General features: G+C 32.2%; 24 protein-coding genes. All 24 read left to right on the forward strand.

Translation table 11 applies throughout. The features are described 5' to 3' along the window. Positions 1 to 18 precede the first annotated feature (18 nt). The 24 genes from MUA60_RS07665 to MUA60_RS07780 all read left to right on the forward strand — a co-directional run bounded on the left by MUA60_RS07665 (position 19) and on the right by MUA60_RS07780 (position 22,311). A complete protein-coding gene (locus MUA60_RS07665) occupies positions 19 to 1,023 on the forward strand; it encodes an NAD(P)H-dependent glycerol-3-phosphate dehydrogenase (protein WP_262647769.1) in 1,005 nt (334 codons plus the stop codon). 17 nt (positions 1,024 to 1,040) lie between these two features. Next, complete coding sequence (locus MUA60_RS07670; RefSeq protein ID WP_025907089.1) at positions 1,041 to 1,247, forward strand: DUF2768 domain-containing protein; 207 nt, start codon at positions 1,041 to 1,043, stop codon at positions 1,245 to 1,247. Next, positions 1,240 to 1,965 (forward strand): hypothetical protein, encoded by a 726-nt coding sequence (locus tag MUA60_RS07675; RefSeq protein ID WP_262647770.1) that lies wholly within the window; start codon positions 1,240 to 1,242, stop codon positions 1,963 to 1,965. Before MUA60_RS07670 ends, MUA60_RS07675 begins: the two co-directional genes overlap by 8 nt. A gap of 127 nt (positions 1,966 to 2,092) precedes the next feature. Next, entirely contained in the window at positions 2,093 to 2,365 is a 273-nt protein-coding gene (locus MUA60_RS07680; protein ID WP_016912122.1) for an HU family DNA-binding protein, read from the forward strand. Between the two features lie 131 nt (positions 2,366 to 2,496). Next, positions 2,497 to 2,967, forward strand: a complete 471-nt coding sequence (locus MUA60_RS07685; protein ID WP_262647771.1) for a hypothetical protein — start codon at positions 2,497 to 2,499, stop codon at positions 2,965 to 2,967. Between the two features lie 40 nt (positions 2,968 to 3,007). Further along, the gene (locus MUA60_RS07690; RefSeq protein WP_262647772.1) at positions 3,008 to 3,712 is read left to right on the forward strand and encodes a demethylmenaquinone methyltransferase; all 705 of its coding nucleotides are present in this window, start codon (positions 3,008 to 3,010) and stop codon (positions 3,710 to 3,712) included. Positions 3,713 to 3,724: 12 nt separating this feature from the next. After that, positions 3,725 to 4,687 carry a polyprenyl synthetase family protein gene (locus MUA60_RS07695; protein WP_262647773.1) on the forward strand — a complete coding sequence of 321 codons (963 nt, stop codon included), beginning with the start codon at positions 3,725 to 3,727 and terminating at the stop codon, positions 4,685 to 4,687. A gap of 75 nt (positions 4,688 to 4,762) precedes the next feature. Beyond that, complete coding sequence (gene ndk / locus MUA60_RS07700; RefSeq protein ID WP_262647774.1) at positions 4,763 to 5,215, forward strand: nucleoside-diphosphate kinase; 453 nt, start codon at positions 4,763 to 4,765, stop codon at positions 5,213 to 5,215. Between the two features lie 644 nt (positions 5,216 to 5,859). Continuing rightward, the gene (gene aroC, locus MUA60_RS07705; RefSeq protein ID WP_159315643.1) at positions 5,860 to 7,026 is read left to right on the forward strand and encodes a chorismate synthase; all 1,167 of its coding nucleotides are present in this window, start codon (positions 5,860 to 5,862) and stop codon (positions 7,024 to 7,026) included. Between the two features lie 8 nt (positions 7,027 to 7,034). Continuing rightward, the gene (gene aroB, locus MUA60_RS07710) at positions 7,035 to 8,108 is read left to right on the forward strand and encodes a 3-dehydroquinate synthase (RefSeq protein WP_316964812.1); all 1,074 of its coding nucleotides are present in this window, start codon (positions 7,035 to 7,037) and stop codon (positions 8,106 to 8,108) included. Positions 8,109 to 8,123: 15 nt separating this feature from the next. After that, positions 8,124 to 9,362, forward strand: a complete 1,239-nt coding sequence (locus tag MUA60_RS07715; RefSeq protein WP_262647776.1) for a tetratricopeptide repeat protein — start codon at positions 8,124 to 8,126, stop codon at positions 9,360 to 9,362. Between the two features lie 12 nt (positions 9,363 to 9,374). Continuing rightward, a complete protein-coding gene (locus MUA60_RS07720; RefSeq protein WP_262647777.1) occupies positions 9,375 to 9,911 on the forward strand; it encodes a YpiB family protein in 537 nt (178 codons plus the stop codon). Then, positions 9,911 to 10,342, forward strand: coding sequence for a DUF2487 family protein (locus tag MUA60_RS07725; protein WP_239739337.1), 432 nt, complete (start codon positions 9,911 to 9,913; stop codon positions 10,340 to 10,342). The genes MUA60_RS07720 and MUA60_RS07725 overlap by 1 nt, the downstream gene beginning before the upstream one ends. 135 nt (positions 10,343 to 10,477) lie before the next feature. Further along, positions 10,478 to 12,030 (forward strand): IS3 family transposase gene (locus MUA60_RS07730; protein ID WP_262647778.1). Its coding sequence is split into 2 segments (ribosomal slippage): positions 10,478 to 11,152 and positions 11,155 to 12,030, totalling 1,551 coding nucleotides; the frame shifts between segments, so codons are not numbered across the junction. 362 nt (positions 12,031 to 12,392) lie between these two features. Continuing rightward, positions 12,393 to 12,896 (forward strand): Rieske (2Fe-2S) protein, encoded by a 504-nt coding sequence (locus MUA60_RS07735; protein ID WP_107577812.1) that lies wholly within the window; start codon positions 12,393 to 12,395, stop codon positions 12,894 to 12,896. Positions 12,897 to 12,909: 13 nt separating this feature from the next. After that, positions 12,910 to 13,584 (forward strand): menaquinol-cytochrome c reductase cytochrome b subunit, encoded by a 675-nt coding sequence (qcrB, locus tag MUA60_RS07740; protein ID WP_016912349.1) that lies wholly within the window; start codon positions 12,910 to 12,912, stop codon positions 13,582 to 13,584. Positions 13,585 to 13,621: 37 nt separating this feature from the next. After that, positions 13,622 to 14,410 carry a menaquinol-cytochrome c reductase cytochrome b/c subunit gene (locus MUA60_RS07745; RefSeq protein ID WP_262640976.1) on the forward strand — a complete coding sequence of 263 codons (789 nt, stop codon included), beginning with the start codon at positions 13,622 to 13,624 and terminating at the stop codon, positions 14,408 to 14,410. Between the two features lie 58 nt (positions 14,411 to 14,468). After that, a complete protein-coding gene (locus MUA60_RS07750; protein WP_262647779.1) occupies positions 14,469 to 15,062 on the forward strand; it encodes a DUF1405 domain-containing protein in 594 nt (197 codons plus the stop codon). A gap of 86 nt (positions 15,063 to 15,148) precedes the next feature. After that, a complete protein-coding gene (locus tag MUA60_RS07755; RefSeq protein WP_048539821.1) occupies positions 15,149 to 15,802 on the forward strand; it encodes a zinc metallopeptidase in 654 nt (217 codons plus the stop codon). A gap of 181 nt (positions 15,803 to 15,983) precedes the next feature. Then, on the forward strand, positions 15,984 to 16,298 hold the full coding sequence (locus tag MUA60_RS07760; RefSeq protein ID WP_025905482.1) for a nucleotide pyrophosphohydrolase: 315 nt from the start codon (positions 15,984 to 15,986) through the stop codon (positions 16,296 to 16,298). 19 nt (positions 16,299 to 16,317) lie between these two features. Further along, positions 16,318 to 17,439: an N-acetyl-alpha-D-glucosaminyl L-malate synthase BshA gene (gene bshA / locus MUA60_RS07765; protein ID WP_262647780.1), complete on the forward strand. Its 1,122-nt coding sequence runs from the start codon at positions 16,318 to 16,320 to the stop codon at positions 17,437 to 17,439. Position 17,440: 1 nt separating this feature from the next. Continuing rightward, complete coding sequence (locus MUA60_RS07770; protein WP_262647781.1) at positions 17,441 to 18,652, forward strand: CCA tRNA nucleotidyltransferase; 1,212 nt, start codon at positions 17,441 to 17,443, stop codon at positions 18,650 to 18,652. Continuing rightward, positions 18,639 to 19,607, forward strand: a complete 969-nt coding sequence (locus tag MUA60_RS07775; protein ID WP_262647782.1) for a biotin--[acetyl-CoA-carboxylase] ligase — start codon at positions 18,639 to 18,641, stop codon at positions 19,605 to 19,607. Before MUA60_RS07770 ends, MUA60_RS07775 begins: the two co-directional genes overlap by 14 nt. Positions 19,608 to 19,617: 10 nt before the next feature. After that, the gene (locus MUA60_RS07780; RefSeq protein WP_262647783.1) at positions 19,618 to 22,311 is read left to right on the forward strand and encodes a helicase C-terminal domain-containing protein; all 2,694 of its coding nucleotides are present in this window, start codon (positions 19,618 to 19,620) and stop codon (positions 22,309 to 22,311) included. The last annotated feature ends 1 nt before the right edge of the window (position 22,312 follow it).

Raw genomic sequence — 22,312 nt, forward strand, 5'->3', positions numbered from 1 at the left:
ATTAAAGGATTGATAGCTATGACAAATATAACTGTATTTGGTACAGGTAGTTGGGGTACTGCTTTAGCAAACGTATTAGCAGACAACCAACATAATGTATTAATGTGGGGTAAGACTGAAGCAACTATTAACGAGATCAACAAAGAACATAAGAATACAAAATATTTAAAAGAAAATATTTTAAATGAAAATATTAAAGCAACAACTGATTTAAAAGATGCTATCCATCATGCATCTATCTTTATTATTGCTGTTCCGACAAAAGCCATTCGCGAAGTATGTGAAAATATTAATGAAATCGCATATGGTAAAAAAGTATTCATCCATGTGTCTAAAGGTATCGAACCAGGCACTTTCAAACGTATTTCTGAAATGATTGATGAATCAATCGATACCAAAATCAATGGCGGTATCGCTGTATTATCAGGACCAAGTCATGCAGAAGAAGTTGCGATTAAACATCCAACAACAGTTTCAGTATCATCTGAAAACGAAGAAGTTGCTCGTTTAGCTCAAGATTTATTTATGACGGATTATTTCCGTGTATATACGAACAATGATTTTGTCGGTATTGAAATAGGTGGCGCGTTAAAAAATATCATTGCACTTGCTGCAGGTATTACTGACGGCATTGGATATGGTGACAACGCGAAAGCTGCACTTATAACGAGAGGTTTAGCTGAAATTACACGTTTAGGTGTTAAAATGGGCGCTGATCCTATGACATTCTTAGGACTTGGTGGTATCGGTGACTTAATCGTTACTTGTACATCTGTACATTCACGAAATTGGAAATGCGGAAATATGCTTGGTAAAGGGGCTACATTGGACGAAGCATTAGAAGAAATGAATATGGTCGTCGAAGGTGTAAGAACAACTGAAGCTGCATACAACTTAGCGAAAGAATATGATGTTGAAATGCCAATAACTTCAGGTTTATATAAAGTGTTATTCGAAGATTATCCAGTTTCTGAAGGTGTCAAAGATCTTATGGAACGTGACAAAAAGTCAGAGAATATTTAAGCAAGAGGGGTATTTAAATGTTTGATATATCAAGAATGGATTTAATGTGGGTGTCATTTTATTCTATTGGTTTTATGATTTTAGCAATTATACTCGTATATTTATCAAGATTTAAATTAAAAAATAAAATCATCAGTAGTATAACAATGTTTTTAGCAGTCATTTCTCTAATTATTGCTGGTATCTTTATGATTGTTGTATTAGGTGGATCGAGCCATGCATAATTACAAAAAATTATCGATCTTATTAATATTGAGTACTTTAATTTTGTCAGCATGTGCTTTTCCTAATAAAGAGAAAGCAGAAAACCAAGTGCCAGCGAAAGACCAATTAAGTATGGTTCAAACAGCGGTAGATGAATACAAAAAGGCAAGTGGTGGATTATTACCTATCAAAGATAGAGATGATAGTTATTCAGTATACTTAAAACACCCAGTTGACTTTAATAAATTAAAACCAAAGTTCTTATCACAATTACCAGGTAATTCATTTGAGAACGGCGGTATTTATCAATATGTAATCATGGATGTCGACAAAGACCCTAAAGTGCATTTAATCGATTTAAGAACATCAGAAGTCTTAAAAGATATTCGAATTCGAATAGATGCATCAGGTAAACCATTACAATTAGGTAAAAAAATTGCACCTAATGTATATGAACTTGAATACAAAAAGTATGGTTTCAAAAAACAGCCAACTGTACCAAGTCCATATAGTAATGAACGATTACCTGTCTATATGAACGGCGGAAATGATTTTGTTATTGATTATAGATTAGATTTAGCAAAAGCAATTAAAACAGAAAAATCACTTCCTAAACCAGGTGAAGATATTCGATATTTATTATACAAAGATTCACCGATATTACCGGCTTATTCGCCTGAATTTACAATAAATAGTAAAAATGAACCTGTTTTTAAATCAAAAGTGAAAAAATATTAATAAAAATATAGAAATTATGCATTTATAGCTTGTAAATCGTTGCAGTGGCACAGGTTGTTGTGTTAAAGTCTTATCATAATGGTATTTATACATATCATTAGATAACCTTTTGGGAGGTGAAATTGAAATGAACAAAACAGAATTAATCAACTCAGTAAGTGAAAAAGCTAATTTAACTAAAAAAGAAGCTGGTCTTGCTGTAGATGCAGTGTTCGAATCAATTCAAAAATCTTTATCTGACGGTGAAAAAGTACAATTAATTGGTTTCGGTAACTTTGAAGTACGCGAAAGAGCTGCTCGTAAAGGACGTAACCCACAAACTGGTAAAGAAATTGATATCCCTGCAAGCAAAGTTCCAGCTTTTAAAGCAGGTAAAGCATTAAAAGATGCAGTTAAATAATTGATTGTATCAAAGCCCTTTTTAAGGGCTTTTTTTATTTGTCTTATTTCTTTATATGAAATGAATATATGCATTTTCAATTCAATTAACTTAGTGTTAAGATATATAGGTGATATTGTTGAGGTGATAAGATGGATAAAATTGAAAAAATTTATAATAAAGATATTTCTAATTTGTTAAAAGGTGTAGAGAATAGTAATGTACCTGTAGTTAATCCAATCATAGCTGACGTATTAGATGAAATGAACATCGATACTAATGCTAAATTAGCTACATTATCTATTGATGCCTCAATGCGCTTTTTAAATAGAATAGGCGAGCCAAATGTTTCTAATCAAGATATCTTAATAGGTGATCTTGTTAGTGCATATTTTTATAAATGTGCTACATTAAATAAAGACCTCGTATTTTTAGATATTATGACTCAAGCAATTAGTAAACAAAATGAATTAAAACAAACGTTGGCTCATGATAAAATAAATCAAGATACAGCTATTATAAAAGAAATAGAATCAATCTTTATTACAACAGTGATTGATTACTACAAAATTAATATGGATAAAGAAATTTTGAAAGAAAAAATTTATGCGTATTATTATTAATGAATAACTACATTTTTAAACTTAAAGGAATGAATAACTAGTGGATAATAAATCGAAATCAGAACACGTACATGAAGTTTTCCAAAATATATCAGGTAAATATGATACATTAAATAATATCATCAGCTTCGAGCAACATAAAAGATGGCGTAAATATACAATGAAACAAATGGATGTTAAACCAGGTTCTAAAGCTTTAGATGTTTGCTGTGGAACTGCAGATTGGACAATTCAATTAAGTCACGCTGTTGGACCATATGGTGAAGTAGTTGGTATCGACTTTAGTGAGAATATGCTAGAAGTCGGTAAGAAAAAAACAGATAACATGGCAAATATTCATTTAATTCATGGTGATGCTATGAACTTACCATTCGAAGATAATGAATTTGATTATGTAACGATCGGATTCGGCTTACGAAACGTACCCGATTATAAACATGTCTTAAGCGAACTTAAAAGAGTCGTTAAACCAGGCGGTATGGTTGTATGTTTAGAAACAAGTCAACCAACAATGCCAGTATTCAAACAATTATATAGATTTTATTTCAAAAATATCATGCCACTATTCGGTAAAATTTTTGCGAAATCTTTAGAAGAATACAACTGGTTACAAGAATCTGCCGGAAACTTCCCTGGCAAAAAAGAATTAGCAGAAATGTTTGCTGATGTTGGATATGAAAGAATTAAAGTGAAAAGCTTCACTGGCGGCGTTTCGGCAATGCATTTAGCTTACAAACCTAAATAACAAGGTGATTACATGTATGACAAAACTAAAATTCATATAAATAAAGAAGTAAAAGAAATAGAAAAACAATTGAATAGTTATATAAATAGTGACCAAAACACTATAAACGAAGCTTGCCAATATTTATTAACTTCTGGTGGTAAACGTATACGACCATTATTCACTTTAATTGCAAGTCAATTTGGCGAGCATTATTCAAGAGATGTAATCACTGTAGCAACTACATTAGAACTTATACATATGGCCAGTTTAGTTCATGATGATGTCATTGATAAAAGTGACAAAAGAAGAGGTAAGCCAACTATAGCAAAGAAGTCGGATGTGCAAACTGCAGTTATTACGGGTAACTATTTATTATCTCAATCTTTAAATGCAGTTAGTCAAATAGAACATCCAAAGCTTCATGAACAATTAGCAAATGGAATTATCGAAGTATGTCGTGGTGAACTATTCCAATTCGAAGATCAATTCGTTTCAAATCAATCGATAACAAATTATCTACGTAGAATTAAACGTAAGACCGCATTGCTTATTTCATTATCTACAGAATTAGGTGCGTACGCGGCACGTGCAGATGATGAAACTGTGAAGAAGTTAACTAAAATTGGATATTACATTGGTATGAGTTATCAAATAGTAGATGACATCTTAGATTTTACAAGTACTGAAAAGAAACTCGGTAAACCAGTTGGATCTGATTTAAGAAACGGACATTTAACTTTACCAGTCTTATTAAGAATGAAAAATTCGAAAGATTTTAAAGCAAGTATCAATGAACTCCAACCCGATAGTCCTTCAGAAGTATTTGACGGTTTAGTTCAAGAAATTATTACATCACCAGAATTACAAAAATCTAAAGAAGTAAGCAATCATTATTTACAAAAAGCAGAAAATTTAATTGATACATTAAATAATGAATCAGGAAAAAAAATGCTATTGGAAATAATTGTGAAAATAAGAGATAGAAACCACTAGAAAGCGCTTGCAAGTATGCGTAGTCAATGATAAACTTATCTTGGATTTACATAAAACAAAGGTAGGGATTACGCAATGGAAAGAACTTTTTTAATGATTAAACCTGATGCAGTACAAAGAAACTTAATCGGTGAAGTCGTTTCACGATTAGAAAGAAAAGGCTTAAAATTAGTTGCAGCTAAATTATTCCAAGCTAGTGAAGAATTAGCTAAAGAACATTATGCTGAACACGTTGAGAAACCTTTCTTCAATGATTTAGTAAGCTTTATTACATCAGGACCAGTATTTGCAATGGTAGTAGAAGGTAAGAATGTAGTAGAAGTAACAAGAACACTTGTTGGTGAAACAAACCCTACTAAAGCAGCGCCAAGTACGATAAGAGGGGATTATGGTATCGATTTAGGCAGAAACATTATTCATGGATCAGATTCAAACGAATCAGCAGAACGTGAAATTGGTCTCTGGTTTGATCAATCAGAACTAAATGATTATAAATTAAATAATGAAAATTGGGTTTACGAAAAATAAATACAATAGTGGAGTAGTTCAACAAGAAATTGTTGAACTACTTTTTTGTTAAGAGGCGGAAGTGGGGAGTTGTGTGGGGGCATATATGAGTATTCGTCGGTATTCTCGGGACGTTTACGAGTATTCGTGGTGCGTTGACTGAAATTCGCGGGCATTGTGAACACTTCTGGCCAAACTTGTTCATAACGGGAGCTTTAGTTACAAAACTCGGCCGAAGTGTTACTATGGGCCGCCTTAATTACAAAACTCGGCCGAAGTGTTACTATGGACTTCCTTAATTACAAAACTCTATCGAAGTGTTACTATGGACTGCCTTAGTTACAAAACTACTGAGAATTGTAATTACTGGTCTCCTTATTTGCACTTCTCACCAAAACTGCTAATAACGACCTCAGTATTTGCACTTCTCACCAAATCTGCTAATAACGGCACCCAGTATTTCCTCCGCACAACCAACACACTTATAAAAACACCCCAGTATTTCCACCTCACAACCAACATGCCAATAACAACATAAAATTCACACTTATTTAAAATCAAAAAAATCTAAAACTTTGTTAAACTATTCGTCTGTTTTTGTTAATTTAACGCACTAAATATGATATGATTAATTTTATATTTAATTAACAGTAGGGAGAGATAATATGCGTTACTTAACATCTGGTGAATCACATGGACCACAACTAACTGTCATTATAGAAGGTGTACCAGCAAACTTGAAAATTGACGTAAACGAGATTAATGAAGAAATGTTTAAACGTCAAGGTGGATATGGACGCGGTCGTCGTATGCAAATTGAAAAAGATTCAGTAGAAATCGTTTCAGGTGTGAGACATGGTTATACATTAGGTAGCCCTATTACACTCATCGTTAAGAATGATGATTTTAAACATTGGAGAAAAATTATGGGCGCTGACCCATTAACTGAAGAAGAATTAGAAAATATGAAAAGAGTTATCACTAAACCTAGACCAGGCCATGCCGATCTTGTTGGTGGTATGAAATATAATCATAGAGATTTAAGAAATGTACTTGAACGTTCGTCTGCACGTGAAACAGCTGCAAGAGTTGCTGTTGGTGCAGTTTCTAAAATTTTATTAAAAGCTTTAGACATTGAAATTTATTCAAGAGTTATTGAAATCGGTGGCGTTAAAGACGATTATGAATACACACTTGAAGAAGTCAAGCAAAATATTGATCATAATGATGTACGTTGTATTAATGATGACGTAGCTGAAAAAATGAGAAACCGTATTGATGAAGCGAAAAAAGATGGTGACTCAATCGGTGGTATCGTTGAAGTAGTCGTTGAAAATATGCCTGCTGGAATTGGAAGTTATGTTCATTATGACCGTAAACTAGACGGTCGTTTAGCACAAGCAGTCGTAAGTATTAACGCATTTAAAGGTGTTAGTTTCGGTGAAGGCTTTAAAGCTGCTGAAAAACCAGGTAGTGAAATTCAAGATGAAATTGCTTACGATAGCGAAATCGGCTACCATCGTTTATCAAATCACTTAGGTGGACTTGAAGGCGGTATGTCAAATGGAATGCCAATCGTCATTAATGGTGTTATGAAGCCAATACCAACTTTATATAAACCATTAAATTCTGTAGATATCGATTCTAAAGATAGCTTTAAAGCGACAATTGAAAGATCAGATAGTTGTGCTGTTCCTGCTGCAAGTGTTGTTTGTGAAAATGTTATCGCATTTGAAATTGCAAAAGCTTTAACTGAAGAATACCAATCTAATCACATTGACCAATTACAAGAAGCTATTAAGAATCATCGTAATTGGAACTTAAACTTCTAGGTGATGAAATGATTTTTGAAACAACATATACTAACAACAATTATCCGATAATATTAAAGCAGAACGCACTAGCTGAACTTAATCAATATCTTAAAGCAGATGAACAAAATATTGTATTAATTGACCAAGATGTTTATAGATTTCATAAAGACTATATTAAGTCGCATCTTCAAGATCAAGATATTAAATTTTTAACGGTTATGAGTGGTGAAGCTTGTAAGCAAATGTCATATTTTGAATCGCTCAGCGAAAAGCTCTTATCAATGAATATCACAAGACAATCTCAACTCATCGCTATTGGTGGTGGCGCAACTGGAGACTTTGTTGGTTTTCTAGCTGCAACTTTGTTACGTGGCATTGATTTTATACAAGTACCAACAACACTTTTGGCACACGATTCAGCAATCGGTGGAAAAGTGGGTATTAATGCATCGGTCGGTAAAAATTTAATAGGTGCATTTCATAGACCACGCGCTGTTATATATGATATAAATTTCCTAGAAACATTGCCGCATATCGAAATACGTAGTGGTTATGGCGAAATACTTAAACATGCCATTTTAAATAGTGAAGCTGACACGCTTCATTTGATGGATGTTTATCCTTCAATTAAAGAATTAGCGCAATTGAAAAATATAGAAGATTATTTAAAAATGGGCATTGAAACTAAATTAAAAATTGTGATTGAAGATGAATTTGAGGGTGGCGTACGTAAACATTTAAATTTAGGACACACTTTTGGACATGGACTAGAATACTTAACAAAAATTGCTCACGGTGAAGCTGTGATGATCGGTATTCTTTTCCAGAAAGTGATAAATAAAAATAGAAATATGTACGATAACACTTCAAGTGTGAATCTGTTCATTAATTATTTAAAAGAATTAGGCTACCCATTAAACGTCTTAAATCATGCTGATATTGAACAAATTTTTGAATATATGAAAAAAGACAAAAAGAATATTGGACAAACGATTCAAATGGTTTTACAAAATGGTGAAGCTTCATTTACAATTGAATCCGTTTCTAAAGAAGAAGTATTAGATGCATTTAAAGAACTTAAATCTCTAATAAATGAATAGAAGGAGTCCTTTAACATGGAAGATGTATATAAAGTAATTGACGATATTCACATGAAGAATATCGAACATTTAGATGAGAAAGTAAACAGAGTTCTACAATCTGACGATCACGACGCGTTATTTATGTTAGGCGAAACATTATATAAATACGGTATTGTCGATCAAGGCGTTAAAATATTCGAAGAACTTTATTTACTTTATCCTGATGAAAATGAATTGCTTGTTTATTATATAGAAGGGCTAATTGACCAAAACGACTTAGATAAAGCGCATGAAGTATTGTATAATAGCCCACATTCTACAGAGAAATTGATGCTTGAGGCTGATTTATACCAACAACAAGGCTTATTTGAAGTTGGAATAGAGAAATTACTTGAAGCAAAAGAAATGGAACCAGATGATATTGTGATTACATTCGCTTTAGCTGAAAGGTACTATTACGATGGTCAATATTTAAAAGCGATTTCTAACTATGAAACAATCACACAAACTGGTGAAGATATTATTAATGGTATTTCGATTTATGCACGAATGGCAGACGCAAGTTTACAAAGTGGTGCATACGAAGAAGCAATCAAATATTATGAAAATGTATCAGAAATGGATATGACAGCTGAAGATTATTTCAAACAAGCAATTAGTTACCAAAAAAATGACTTAACAAGAGAAGCAATTAAGCAACTTGAAAAGTTATTACAAAAAGACCCAGACTTTATGCAAGCTTACCATTACTTATTGCAAATTTATGAATCAGAAAAAGATTATGAAAAAGCAATAGAAATCGGTAAAGAAGGGCTACGCTTAAACGCATATTATAAAGAACTTATGACAGATACTGCTAGACTAATGTTAACAACAAATGATGAGCATGGTGCAATTCTGTTACAAGATGCATTAACAGTTGACCCTTCTTATACTGAAGCTGCCATTATACTTGCTGATTATTATCGCGAAAAAGATAATATAACAGGTCTTATTAATTTATTAACATATGTTGATCATGAAGATATAGACCCTGTAGTAGCTTGGCACGTTGCATATGCATTCGGTGAAGAAGAAAGAGATAAAGAAGCTCAACACTTCTATGAATTAGCATATCCAGATTTAACACAAAATATTGATTTCTTAAACGACTATTACCATTACTTAATTGAAATCGGTCATGTCGATAACGCTAAAAATATATTAGAATCTGTTCGCAAACTTGATCCTGAAAATCCATATTGGGACCAAGAATACGAAAGATTATTATAAGTAGGGTTAATTATGAATCATACATGGTTAAACTATGAAAAACAGCGATTTATAGAATATATTCTATATCAATACGATTTTAAAATTGCTGAAAGTGTATGGATATTAAATTTATTAAAAAGTAGCCCTAAATATTTATCTAACATTTCATTCGTCAATGAATTTTCTGATGAACGCATACTGTCCATTAGTACGGAGCAATCTAAACAACTGCCTTTACTTTATTGTAAAGATCGTTTCTGTATAGAAGATGGTCGACAAATATTCCACGATATTCGATTAGATAATACACATTTAAATGTACTTTTATATTTAAATAGAAATGATGATCGACTGAATAAGTTGCTATTGTTACAAATGCTTGTTGATTATTATGGAGATGACAAAGATATTCGTGCTTTAAATCATAACAATACACACGGACTAGGACATTGGCGTAAACTCATCAGTAATGAAATAGATAAATCTTTAGATAATAATGATCAAGACATGTTTATAGAAATGTCTAAAATATTACAATTCATTAATGAGTTGGAGGAACATCGATAATGTTATTTAATCATGTTGACTTAAAAGAATTAAAAAACAACTTAGAATATATCGATACAGCCATCATTCCTGTATCTAATATTGATATGAATCATCAATTATTAACATCATGCGACCAAAATGAAACAGTTCAACTTGTTGGCATGTTAGCAGAAAAACAATTTAAAGGTAGATTATTACTTACACCAACATTTTTCACAAGTGGTAATCAATACGATCACGTCGTATCGTTTATACAAAGTTTAAAAGAGTATGGCTTGAACAATATAATTATTTTAAGCAGTGATCAAGTAGAACTGAGTGTCGATCACGAATTGTATAAAGTAAACACGATTCCAATGGGTGACTTAGACGATGATATGAAACGCACACTTATCGAAGACGAAGTCAAACAATTTATGAAGTTTATCATTAGAACATGGAATAAATAGTAGGTAGATGCACGATATCTCGTAGTCTTCGTGCGATACGGCTTGATTTTGTACCCTTGCGCACGATATCTCGGAGTGTATTATTCCCTATAGAGTAGACATTAAAAAAACTAAAACTCTATAGGGGGTATTTTTATGTATAAAACTAGACTACCTGTTAAACTGTATCAGGAAATCTTCGATTTGCATGAAAAGGGTTATTCCTTTCAAAATGTAATTGATAAGTTAAATTTAGATATTAGTGATAGTGTGATTCGATTTAAATATAAAGTGTATAAGCAACATGGTATAACAGCACTTATAAATAAGAATCGAAATAAAATCTATACACGCGAATTTAAAGAAAAAGTTGTTAAAGAATATCTAGAGACTAATAAGACGTATTCAGATCTAGCAGCCTATTACAATATTTCACATCATGCTACTTTAAAAAACTGGGTGGTAAAGTATACTGAAGGAAAGGAAAATAAATCTTATTTTCCATATCTGGAGGTAGACACTATGAATACTAGAAAAACAACATTTGAAGAGAGAATTGAAATAGCTAAATATTGTATTGAAAATAATAGAGACTTTAATAAGACAGCTGAAAAGTACCAAGTTAACTATTCACAAGTCTGTAATTGGGTAAAAAAGTATGAAAAACATGGTGATATTGGTTTAGTAGATGGTAGAGGTAAAGGAAAACCAGTTGAAGCTTTAACTAGAGAAGAAGAACTTGAATTAAAAATAAAAGCACTTGAACAAAGAAATAAATTTCTCCAAATGGAGAATGGGGTATTAAAAAAGCAGGAAGAAATAGAGAGGCAGTTGATGAATCGAAAATCAAGCAAATAGCAGCATACAAGACAATCGAAGCATTAAAAGATAAGTATCCAATCAAATGGATATGCGCCGCACTTGAAATATCGAGAGCAAGTTATTATAAATGGAAAAACAGAGAGGTTTCAGAATCTGAAAGATTCAATAACGAATTAAAAGATGAGATTTTCAGGATTTATCATGAACATGATGGCATATATGGATATCGAAGAATTTATATTTATCTGAGATTATATACTAAATTCCAGGTTAATCATAAACGCGTATATAGAATTATGAAGAAGTATGGATTAAAAGCTGTCATTAGAAAAAAGAGAAGGCAATATAAACTTAGTAAGCCAGAAATCACTTCTCAAAATATCCTAAACAGAAAATTTACAACAAGTAAAGTTAATAAGGTCTGGTTAACAGATGTGACAGAATTTAAATTGAAAAATGGATCTAAAGTGTATTTAAGCACTATTTATGATTTAGGTGCTAAGAAAGTCATCAGCCATGTAGTCTCATCTCAAAACAATAATAAGCTTGTATACGATACCTTTAACAAAGCCATAATTAAAAGAAATACCGAAGGCATTATATTTCATAGCGACAGAGGATTCCAATATACGAGTGTTCTATTTAGAGAGATGATTAAAAATGCTTCTATGAAGCAAAGCATGTCTCGTGTAGGTAGATGTATTGATAATGGTCCTATGGAAGGCTTTTGGGGGTTACTCAAATCAGAGGTATTCAAAGACAAATCTCAAACATTCAATGATATAAAACACGCCACAAAGCAAATAAATGAATATATAAAATTTTATAATTCTAAAAGAATTTCATTAAAAATGGCTGCACTTATAAAAGCACAGCCAACATATTGATTACTTTTTTTAGTGTCTACTTGACAGGGTTATGTTCATAGTCTTCGTGCGATAATAACCAACTTCTAGATAACTTCACATCATAATATCCGTAACAAATCTTAACTCAATAAGATTTGTTGCGGTTTTTTATTTTAAAAATACAATTGTCTCCTCTATATGGAAAATAAGGTTATTTCCACAGTTTTTTATCAATATTTCCGCCTTTATAATAAAGCCTTTTCATTTTTTTGAAAATTCCTAGATAAAAGGTTAATAAATAAACATTTAAATTGTGACAAAGCGTTGACCGTCTTGAAATAATAGGCTAAAATTAAGTTGTCCTAGTTATAAAAGAACGATTAATAGAGGGGGGAATCTAAATGAGCCAACGTGTCACACGACGCCAATTTTTAAACTATTCATTGATGGGTGTTGGGTCATTTATGGCTGCTGGTATGATTTTACCTATGGGTAGATTTGCGCTTGATCCTGTATTCAAAGCTGATGCACAAGGCGATATGATTGCTACAGGCGTAAAGGAGTCAGAACTTGGTAAAGAGCCTATTAAAGTGGACTTTAAATTCGAGCAAGAAGATGCTTGGTATACAAGTGAAGTTACAGAATTTGCTTGGGTGTACAAAGATGGAAATGAAATCGTAGCATTATCACCAGTCTGTAAACATTTAGGATGTACAGTACAGTGGAATGGCGATAAATCAAATCCAAATCAATTCTATTGTCCATGTCATAACGGTCGTTATGAAAAGAACGGTAAGAATATTCCAGGTACGCCGCCATTAGCACCACTTGATCAATATGAAGTAAAAGTTAAAGGTGGCATTATTCAAATCGGTAAAAAGCACGAGAACGAATTAGCTAAATAAGGAGGGATTAACAATGATAGATAAAATCTATGATTGGGTCGATGACAGACTTGATATTACACCAATTTGGCGAGATATTGCTGATCATGAGGTGCCAGAGCATGTTAACCCTGCTTATCACTTTTCAGCTTTCGTTTATTGTTTTGGTGGTCTAACGTTTTTCATTACAGTAATACAAGTTTTATCAGGTATGTTTTTAACGATGTACTATGTTCCAGATATCGTTAATGCATGGAAATCAGTTTACTATCTACAACACGATGTAGCTGCTGGTGTTATCGTACGTGGTATGCACCATTGGGGAGCAAGTTTAGTAGTAGTAATGATGTTTTTACATACACTTCGTGTATTCTTTACAGGATCTTATAAACAACCTAGAGAATTAAACTGGGTTGTCGGTGTATTAATATTCTTCGTAATGCTTGGATTAAGTTTTACTGGTTATTTATTACCATGGGATATGAAAGCACTATTCGCAACAAAAGTAGGTTTACAAATTGCAGAATCTGTTCCTATCATTGGGCCGTGGGTTAAGACATTACTAGCAGGGGATGCAGAGATAGTTGGTGCACAAACTCTAACTCGTTTCTTTGCGATACATGTATTCTTCCTACCAGCTGCACTATTCGCGTTATTAGCAGCACACTTTATAATGATCAGAAAACAAGGTATTTCAGGTCCACTATAAAATTAACGTGAATAAATGAAAAAGGAGGTCATGCGACATGCATCGCGGTAAAGGGATGAAGTTTGTTGGTGATTCAAGAATAAAGTCATACGACAAACCGAAATTAAATCGAGATTATTCAGAATTTCCAGGTCGTACAGAAAGTTTCTGGCCTGACTTTCTACTAAAAGAATGGATGACTGGTGCGGTATTCTTAATCGCGTACTTATGTTTAACAGTCGCTCATCCATCGCCACTTGAACGTGTGGCAGATCCATCTGATACTGGTTACACACCATTACCAGACTGGTATTTCTTATTCTTATATCAAATACTTAAATATTCATTCGCATCTGGTCCTTATAACACATTCGGAGCAATTATCTTACCAGGTATCGCATTCGGTGCTTTATTATTAGCACCTTGGTTAGATAGAGGCCCTGAACGTAAATGGACAAAGAGACCATTTGCTTCTGGATTTATGTTAATCGCAATTGCAATCTTATTCTATACAACATGGGAATCAAGTTATTACCATGATTGGAAACAACAAGCAAAACAAGGTGAAATCGTCTTCTCTAACTTAGACAAGTCAGACCCAGTTTATACTGACATCATCAAGTCAAACTGTACAAGTTGTCACGGTGGTGAGTTAACGGGTGGACAAGGTCCAAACTTAGTTGAATCGAAATTACCTAAAGATGGCGTTAAAGGATTCTTAGAAAATGGTGCAGGTAAAATGCCTAGCTTTAAAGATACGCTTTCTAAAGATGAAATCGACAAAGTTGCTAAATACGTTGCAGATTTACATGAAACAGATGCAAACGGTAAAGAATTGAAAAAATAATTAAATTTGAGCCTGGGGCATATGACGTGCCTCAGGCTCTTTTCAAAGGAGTAATACAATGGAATTTTGGAGATATGTAATGGGGCAGAAATCTATTCTCATTACGCTATTTATCGCAAATCTTCTCGGCACCATTTATGGATACATATGGTATGGCAGTCAATTACTTGATAGCAAATGGTACTTTTGGCCATTTATACCCGACAGTCCAACAGCAACATTATTCTTAGTGATTGCGATAGCAGCAATCTATTTCAATAAACATTTAGGTTTGTTTGAATGTTTAGCATTTATTACATTAATTAAATATGGTGTATGGGCGGTTGTTATGAATATATTTGTAATGATTCATTACGATCAACTTGTTCCAATGGCAATTATGCTGATGACTTCACACGGCATTATGGCTATTCAAGCATTGATGTTTTATCCTTTATTCAACATTAAAAAGTGGCATATTATTGTAACAATGATTTGGGTATTTCATAATGATGTTATTGATTATGTGTATCATCAATATCCCGTTTATAGTATGTTAAGTCAGTATGAGGCACATATAGGATACTTTGCTTTTTGGCTAAGCGTTATCGCTTTTCTGTTATTACTATATTTCCAAAAAAACATCAAATTACGTTCAAAATATTTGACGTAAGAGCCGTCACTCCGTAATATAATAAATAACAGGGATAAAAAGGAGGAAGTTATTTGTTTTCATATATCATATATTTTATTATCATTATGATTGTCCCTATGTACTTCCAATTTAGAGTAAAATCAACATACAATAAATACTCAAGAGTACGTTCAACAAGTGGGAAGACGGGTAAACAAGTTGCAGAAGAAATTTTAGCTGCAAATGGAATTCATGATGTAGAAGTGTTACAAGGCGAAGGTTTCTTATCAGATCATTTTGATCCAACTAAGAAACGTGTTGTATTATCACCTGCAAACTATCAACAACCAAGTGTTGCGGGTACAGCAATTGCAGCACATGAAGTAGGACATGCTATTCAACATGCTCAAGGATATGGATTCCTTAAATTTAGATCAGCGCTTTTACCGCTTGCTAATTTAGGAAGTTCGTTATCATACATTATCATTTTAGCTGGTATCGTATTAACAGCAATGAGTAGTACATTCGGTACAACATTATTATGGGTTGGTATCGTATTTATGTCATTCGCTGTATTATTCTCAATTATTACATTACCAGTTGAATTTGACGCAAGTAAACGGGCAATGCGACAAATTGAAAAATTAAATATCGTTAACCAACAAGAATATAGACATGCTAAAAAAGTATTATCTGCAGCTGCTATGACATACGTTGCAGCAACGGCTGTAGCCGTAGCTGAATTAGCAAGATTTATTCTGATGGCACGTAATAATTAATGAAATCATTTTAATACCAATAAAGTCTTTTGACTTTGTTGGTATTTTTTATTTTATAAATATTTATGAGGTTTGTAGTTATAAGCTTATTACGTTGTCATTATGCATGATTATCATATATAATTTTATTATGTGAGTTCTTTTATATAGAGTTATAAAAGATATGTAGGGAGGAAATTTTATGGACATGAAAGAGATGCAACATGAAGTTGATCAATATATTTCTCAGTTTAAAGCAGGTTATTTTTCGCCTTTAGCAAATTTAGCGAGATTAACAGAAGAAGTTGGAGAACTAGCTAGAGAAATTAATCATAGTCATGGTGAAAAGAAAAAGAAACCAACAGAAGAAGACAATACAATTGAAGCTGAATTAGGAGATAATTTATTCGTCTTAATTTGTTTAGCAAATTCTTTAGATATAGATTTAAATAAAAGTTTCCAAGATACAATGAATAAATTCAATGTAAGAGATAAAGATAGATTTGAACGTAAATAAGTCATAATGGAGGATTAATATGAAAATCGGTATAACTTGTTATCCATCAATGGGGGGCTCAGGTATTGTTGCAACTGAGCTTGGTTTGGAAATGGCGAAAAGAGGTCATGAGATTCACTTTATTACTTCTAATATGCCTTTTAGAATGAGAGAGCCTGTTCCAAACGTAACATTTCATCAAGTTGACGTAAATCAATATTCTGTATTCCAATATCCACCATATGATATTACATTAAGTGCTAAAATTGCAGATGTCATTAACGATTACGACTTGGATATATTACATATGCACTACGCAGTACCGCATGCAATTTGTGGTATTTTAGCGCGTCAAATATCCGGAAAAGATGTCAAAATCATGACGACTTTGCATGGAACAGATATTACAGTATTAGGTTATGATACGTCATTACAAAGTGCTATTCGATTCGGAATTGAAAAGAGTGACGTTGTAACAAGTGTCAGTGATAGTCTTAAAAAAGAAACATATGACATTATAGAACCTGATAAGGAAATCAAAACAATATACAATTTTGTACAGGAAGAAAGTTTCCCACAAATTTATAATACGGATTTAAGAAGCCGATATGGCATAGAAGAAGATGAAAAAGTCATCACGTTTGTATCAAATTTTAGAAAAGTTAAGCGCGTGCCAGATGTCGTAGATACATTCTACAAAATTAACAAACAAATTAAATCTAAATTATTACTCATCGGTGATGGCCCAGAGTTACAAGTGGCAAGAGAACAAATTAAACAGCTTAATATAGAAGACCAAGTTCTATTTTTAGGTAAACAAGATGAAGTAAATATCTTCTATCAAATGTCTGATTTAACGTTGTTACTAAGTGAAAAAGAAAGCTTTGGACTTGTATTGCTTGAAGCTATGCTTACAGGTGTCGTGCCGATTGGTACAAATGCAGGTGGTATTAAAGAAGTCATTAAAAACGGTGAAACGGGTTATACGGTTGATGTCGGTGATACAGATAAAGCGAGTGAATATGCGGTTAAATTATTAACAGATTCAGAACTTTATCGCAAAATGCAAAACGCTATGATTCAAGATGTACGTGAAAGATTCTCATCTAAAGTGATTGCTGATCAGTACGAATCTTGCTACAACGATATGTTAGGAGAATAATATGCATGAATATCAAGTATTTGAAGATGCGAAATGGATAATTGAAACACTTGAACGTAATGGGCATCAAGCATATTTTGTCGGTGGTTCAGTAAGAGACTATTTAATGGACAAAGAAATTTCAGACGTTGATATCACAACAAGTGCTTTACCAGATGAAGTTGAACAATTATTTGACAAGACTTTACCAATAGGCAAAGAGCACGGCACGATGATTGTAATGGGTGAAAATCAACAGTTTGAAGTTACAACATTTAGAAAAGATGGGGATTATGTTGATCATAGAAGACCTACATCTGTTCAGTTTGTAACGGATTTATATGAAGATGTAGCAAGAAGAGATTTTACAATGAATGCTATCGCAATGGATAAGTCGTATCAACTCCATGATTATTTCAACGGATTAAACGATATACAATCCAAAATTATAAAAGCTGTCGGAACACCTATTGATCGCATGGAAGAAGACGCATTGCGTATTATGAGAGGTGTAAGATTCCAAGCTCAGACAGGCTTTGCACTTGATCACGATACTAAAGACGCCATGCATCAAACAGCACATTCTTTAAATGCTATTGCAATTGAAAGAATAGTTGTTGAACTAAAAAAAATGATTCAAGGTCAATATATTCATGATACAAAAAAGACTGCTCATGAACTAGAAATATTTAAATATATTCCATTTTTCAAAGAAATCAACCAAACAAGTATCTTCATGCCAGAACATGCCCATTTCAATTTATGGGTGGCTGCATTATGTTATTTATACGAATTAGATTTAACAAACTTGAACAGTTTGAAAATCAGTAATCAAGAAAAGCGCGATATCTCATCATACGTTCAATTATTGATAACACTTTCTGAAAATAATATTTCAAAGCAAGATATGATTCGTCTCGTTTATACGTATCATCGTGATAAAATGAAAGAAATCATACACTTTATTTCCGAGCATAATACAGAACTGAATATCTCTATACATCCCACAATTATGAATGACCGTGTAATTGATGAAATATATGATAAACTACCTATATATGATAAATCAGAATTACAAATTAACGGTCAAATATTGATGGTTACATTTAATAAAAAAGGTGGACCATGGATAAAAGATATTTTAAATAAAGTTGAACAGGCTGTTATTAACCATAAAGTGGATAACACAGAAAATGATTTAATAGAATGGGTGCGAGAGAATGTCAAAATATAAACGTGAAATTATTAAATATTTATATCAAAATAATGAATATTTGTCAGGACAACAGATAGCTGAAACGTTAAATTGTTCACGTGTAACAGTTAAAAAAGTCATCGATCAATTGAGAAAAGAAGGTTTTGAAATTGAGTCTATTTCTAATAAGGGATATAAAATCTCAGAAATCCCTACAACTTGGCAAGAAGACATTGTGAACATTACACTTCAAGATCAAAGTATATTGAATCATGCAATTGTTCAAACACAAGTAGATTCAACACAATTGTTAGCCAAGTCTCGTGTAAATGACATTGATCATGACTTTATTGTTTTGAGTGATGAACAAACAAATGGGAGAGGGCGTTTCCAAAGAGAATGGTCATCTCTTAAAAGTAAAGGACTTTGGATGTCAGTTGTATTACGTCCAGATATTCCAATTCAAAGAATGTCGACTTTCAATCTATTTATAAGTCTTGCCATTCAAGAAGTGATTGAACAGCATTATGACATTCAAAGTAAAATTAAATGGCCAAATGATATTTATATAGCCGATAAAAAAGTTTGTGGCTTTTTAACAGAAATGATTGCAGATACAGATGGCGTTAATGCGATTATTTGTGGCATTGGTATAAATTTAAACCAAACACAAGAAGATTTCGATCAAGCTGGTCAATCACGTGCCACAAGCTTAAAAATAGAGAATGAACAATCTATAGAACCTTATCAATTTTTAAAATTATTAATAGAAGCTATTGAACTGAGATATAATCAATTTTTAGAATTACCATTCAGTGACATTAAAGCGTTATATAAAAGTAAAAGTATGATTTGGGACAAAAAATTAACTTATACAGAAGGTAAAAAACAAGTATTTGGTCGAGCAATTGATATACAAGATAATGGGTTCTTAACCGTGATATCTGATGATGGTCAATTACACCAATTTATGAGTGCAGATATCGAAATATAGGAGAGATAATATGGCGCAAAGATACGCTGTTGTAGATTTAGAAACAACCGGAAACCAAATTCAATATGATGAAATCATTCAAATTGGGATAACATTTATAGAAAATAACCAAATTACCGATACATATCATTCATATGTCAAAACGGATTTGGAAATTCCATCTTTCATTCAAGCATTAACCAATATTAATGAATTAGACTTAGAAGAAGCTCCGTACTTCGAAGAAATCAGTCAATCATTATTTAACTTGTTGAAAGATTGTGTATTTGTCGCGCATAATGTTCTATTTGATTTAAACTTTCTCAAATCCCATTTCGAAAAGCATCAAATACAATTTGAACCTAAATTAACGATTGATACGATGGAATTGTTTAAAATCGCATTTCCAAACGAAGAAAGCTATCAGTTAAGTGAACTGAGTCAATCTCTACAAGTTGATTTAAACCAAGCGCATAGTGCTTATGAAGATGCTAAAGCAACTGCACTATTATTTATCAAAGCCATTCAAAAATTAAATGGTCTTCCGATTGATACCATTAAACAACTTTATTATTTATCTAAATCTTTAAAGTATGATTTAAAAGACGTTCTATTTGAAATTGTTAGAACACATCAAGGTGCCGAAACGCATAATCGCAATATTAAAAAGTACCAGAACATTCATTATTTAAAACAAATGCCTATCCATCATTCAAGTAATCGTACATCTATTACACTAGATGAAGCTTATGATAGAATACTTAAAACATTTAACTTCGATTATCGTAAAGAACAATATCAACTCGTTCAACAATTGTTCGATTCATTAATGCATAACGAGAATGCTTTAATTGAAGCACCGCTTGGTAGTGGTAAATCGATGAGCTTTGTGCTCGCTGCATTATTGTATTATTTAGAAACTGGTGAACATATTCTCGTTTCAACACATACGAAGTTACTCCAAAATCAACTTCTAGAACAAGAATTTAATAAAGTCTTAAATGCATTAGATTTAGATTTAAAAGCGATGATTATTAAAAGTAAAGATCATTATATTTCGCTTGGTTTAATCTTGAATATATTACAAGACGATACAGACAACTATGAAGCGACAATTTTAAAAATGCAGTTACTTGTATGGATTCTTGAAACGGAAACAGGTGACATTGAAGAGCTCCATCTTAAAGGTGGTCAAAAAGTCTTCTTTGAACAAAAACGCACGACTTATGTACCATTTAAAAATGATATACATTACTACCAATTTATTAAAGAGAGTGCGCAGCATGTAGAGATTGGTATAACAAATCACGCGCACTTGTTACAACATAGTACAGAAGATACGGTATATCAATTGTTCAAACATATTATTGTTGATGAAGCACATCGCATTCAAGATTACGCACTTAATCAAGTGACAGATGATTTAAATTACCAACATATTAAATATCATCTCGGTTTATTAGGTAAAAATGAGCAAGAAAAATTATTTAAACGATTAGATAAATTAGAAAATAGAAGAGTCATTGAACAATATCCAATTGAACCAATCGATATTTATCAACTGAAACGTGATATTGATTTACTGCACGAACAAAACGAACAATTATTTGATGATTTAATGGCTCAAATTTCTGATAAGCATCAAGAATCACATGAAGATGATAAACAAATTCATTACTTCTATGATATTGATGTCGCGAATATATCTGAAATATTTAAACGACAAATTAGTACAATCAATCAAATATTATCTAGATTTAAATCATACTCACACGCACATGTTAAAGCGTTCAAGAAAGAGTTAATTTATATTTATCATCAATATACTAAAATTTATAACATGATTAAGTCTGGTCAAGTGCCATTCGTATCCATTAAGAAAATATCTCAGAAATCTACACTTTCACTTTTTGTTAAAAAAGCAGAAGTAAAAGATTTACTGAATGAAGTGTTTATTGAACAATTTAATAGCAATATTTTCATTTCTGGGACATTAACGGTTAATCATTCATTTACATCATTTAAATCTATGTTTCCTGAAGACATTCAATTTAACACTTATTATTTAAATGATATTTACGACTTGAAAAATCAAGCAACATGTTTTGTACCGCAAAATATGCCGACTTATCAATATCATCAACAAGATGACTATATTGAAACGATTGTTAGTTATTTATCAACATTTGTAAGTGAAACAAATCAAAAATGTTTAGTACTGTTTACGAACTATGCGATGTTGTATCAAGCATACCGATACATGGAAGAACTTGAAATCTTTGATGATTATGTCGTCTTAATGCAGCAACAACATTCACATGTGTACAAACTCGTACAACAGTTTAACCAATTTGATAAAACGATTTTACTAGGTACTTTATCATTCTTTGAAGGATTTGATTATCAATCTTCAGGTATTAAATGTGTCATGATGACGAAGTTACCGTTTATACATCAAGATGATCCACGATACCATTTAATGAAAGATGAATTTGACAATCCATTTAAAGACTTTGTCTTACCAGACGCTGTAACTAAATTCAGACAAGGTATCGGACGATTAATTCGAAACAAGAACGACCAAGGTTTATTAATTTGCTTTGATAGAAGAATATTAGATAGCAATTATAGTAAATACTTTATTAATGCATTAGGTGAAATACCTGTTATCGAAGGCGATTTAAATAAATTCCAAGATAAACTAAGAAAATATCCAAACAGATAGC

Origin of the sequence: Mammaliicoccus sciuri, assembly GCF_025561425.1 — a bacterium.
GTDB lineage: Bacteria > Bacillota > Bacilli > Staphylococcales > Staphylococcaceae > Mammaliicoccus > Mammaliicoccus sciuri_A.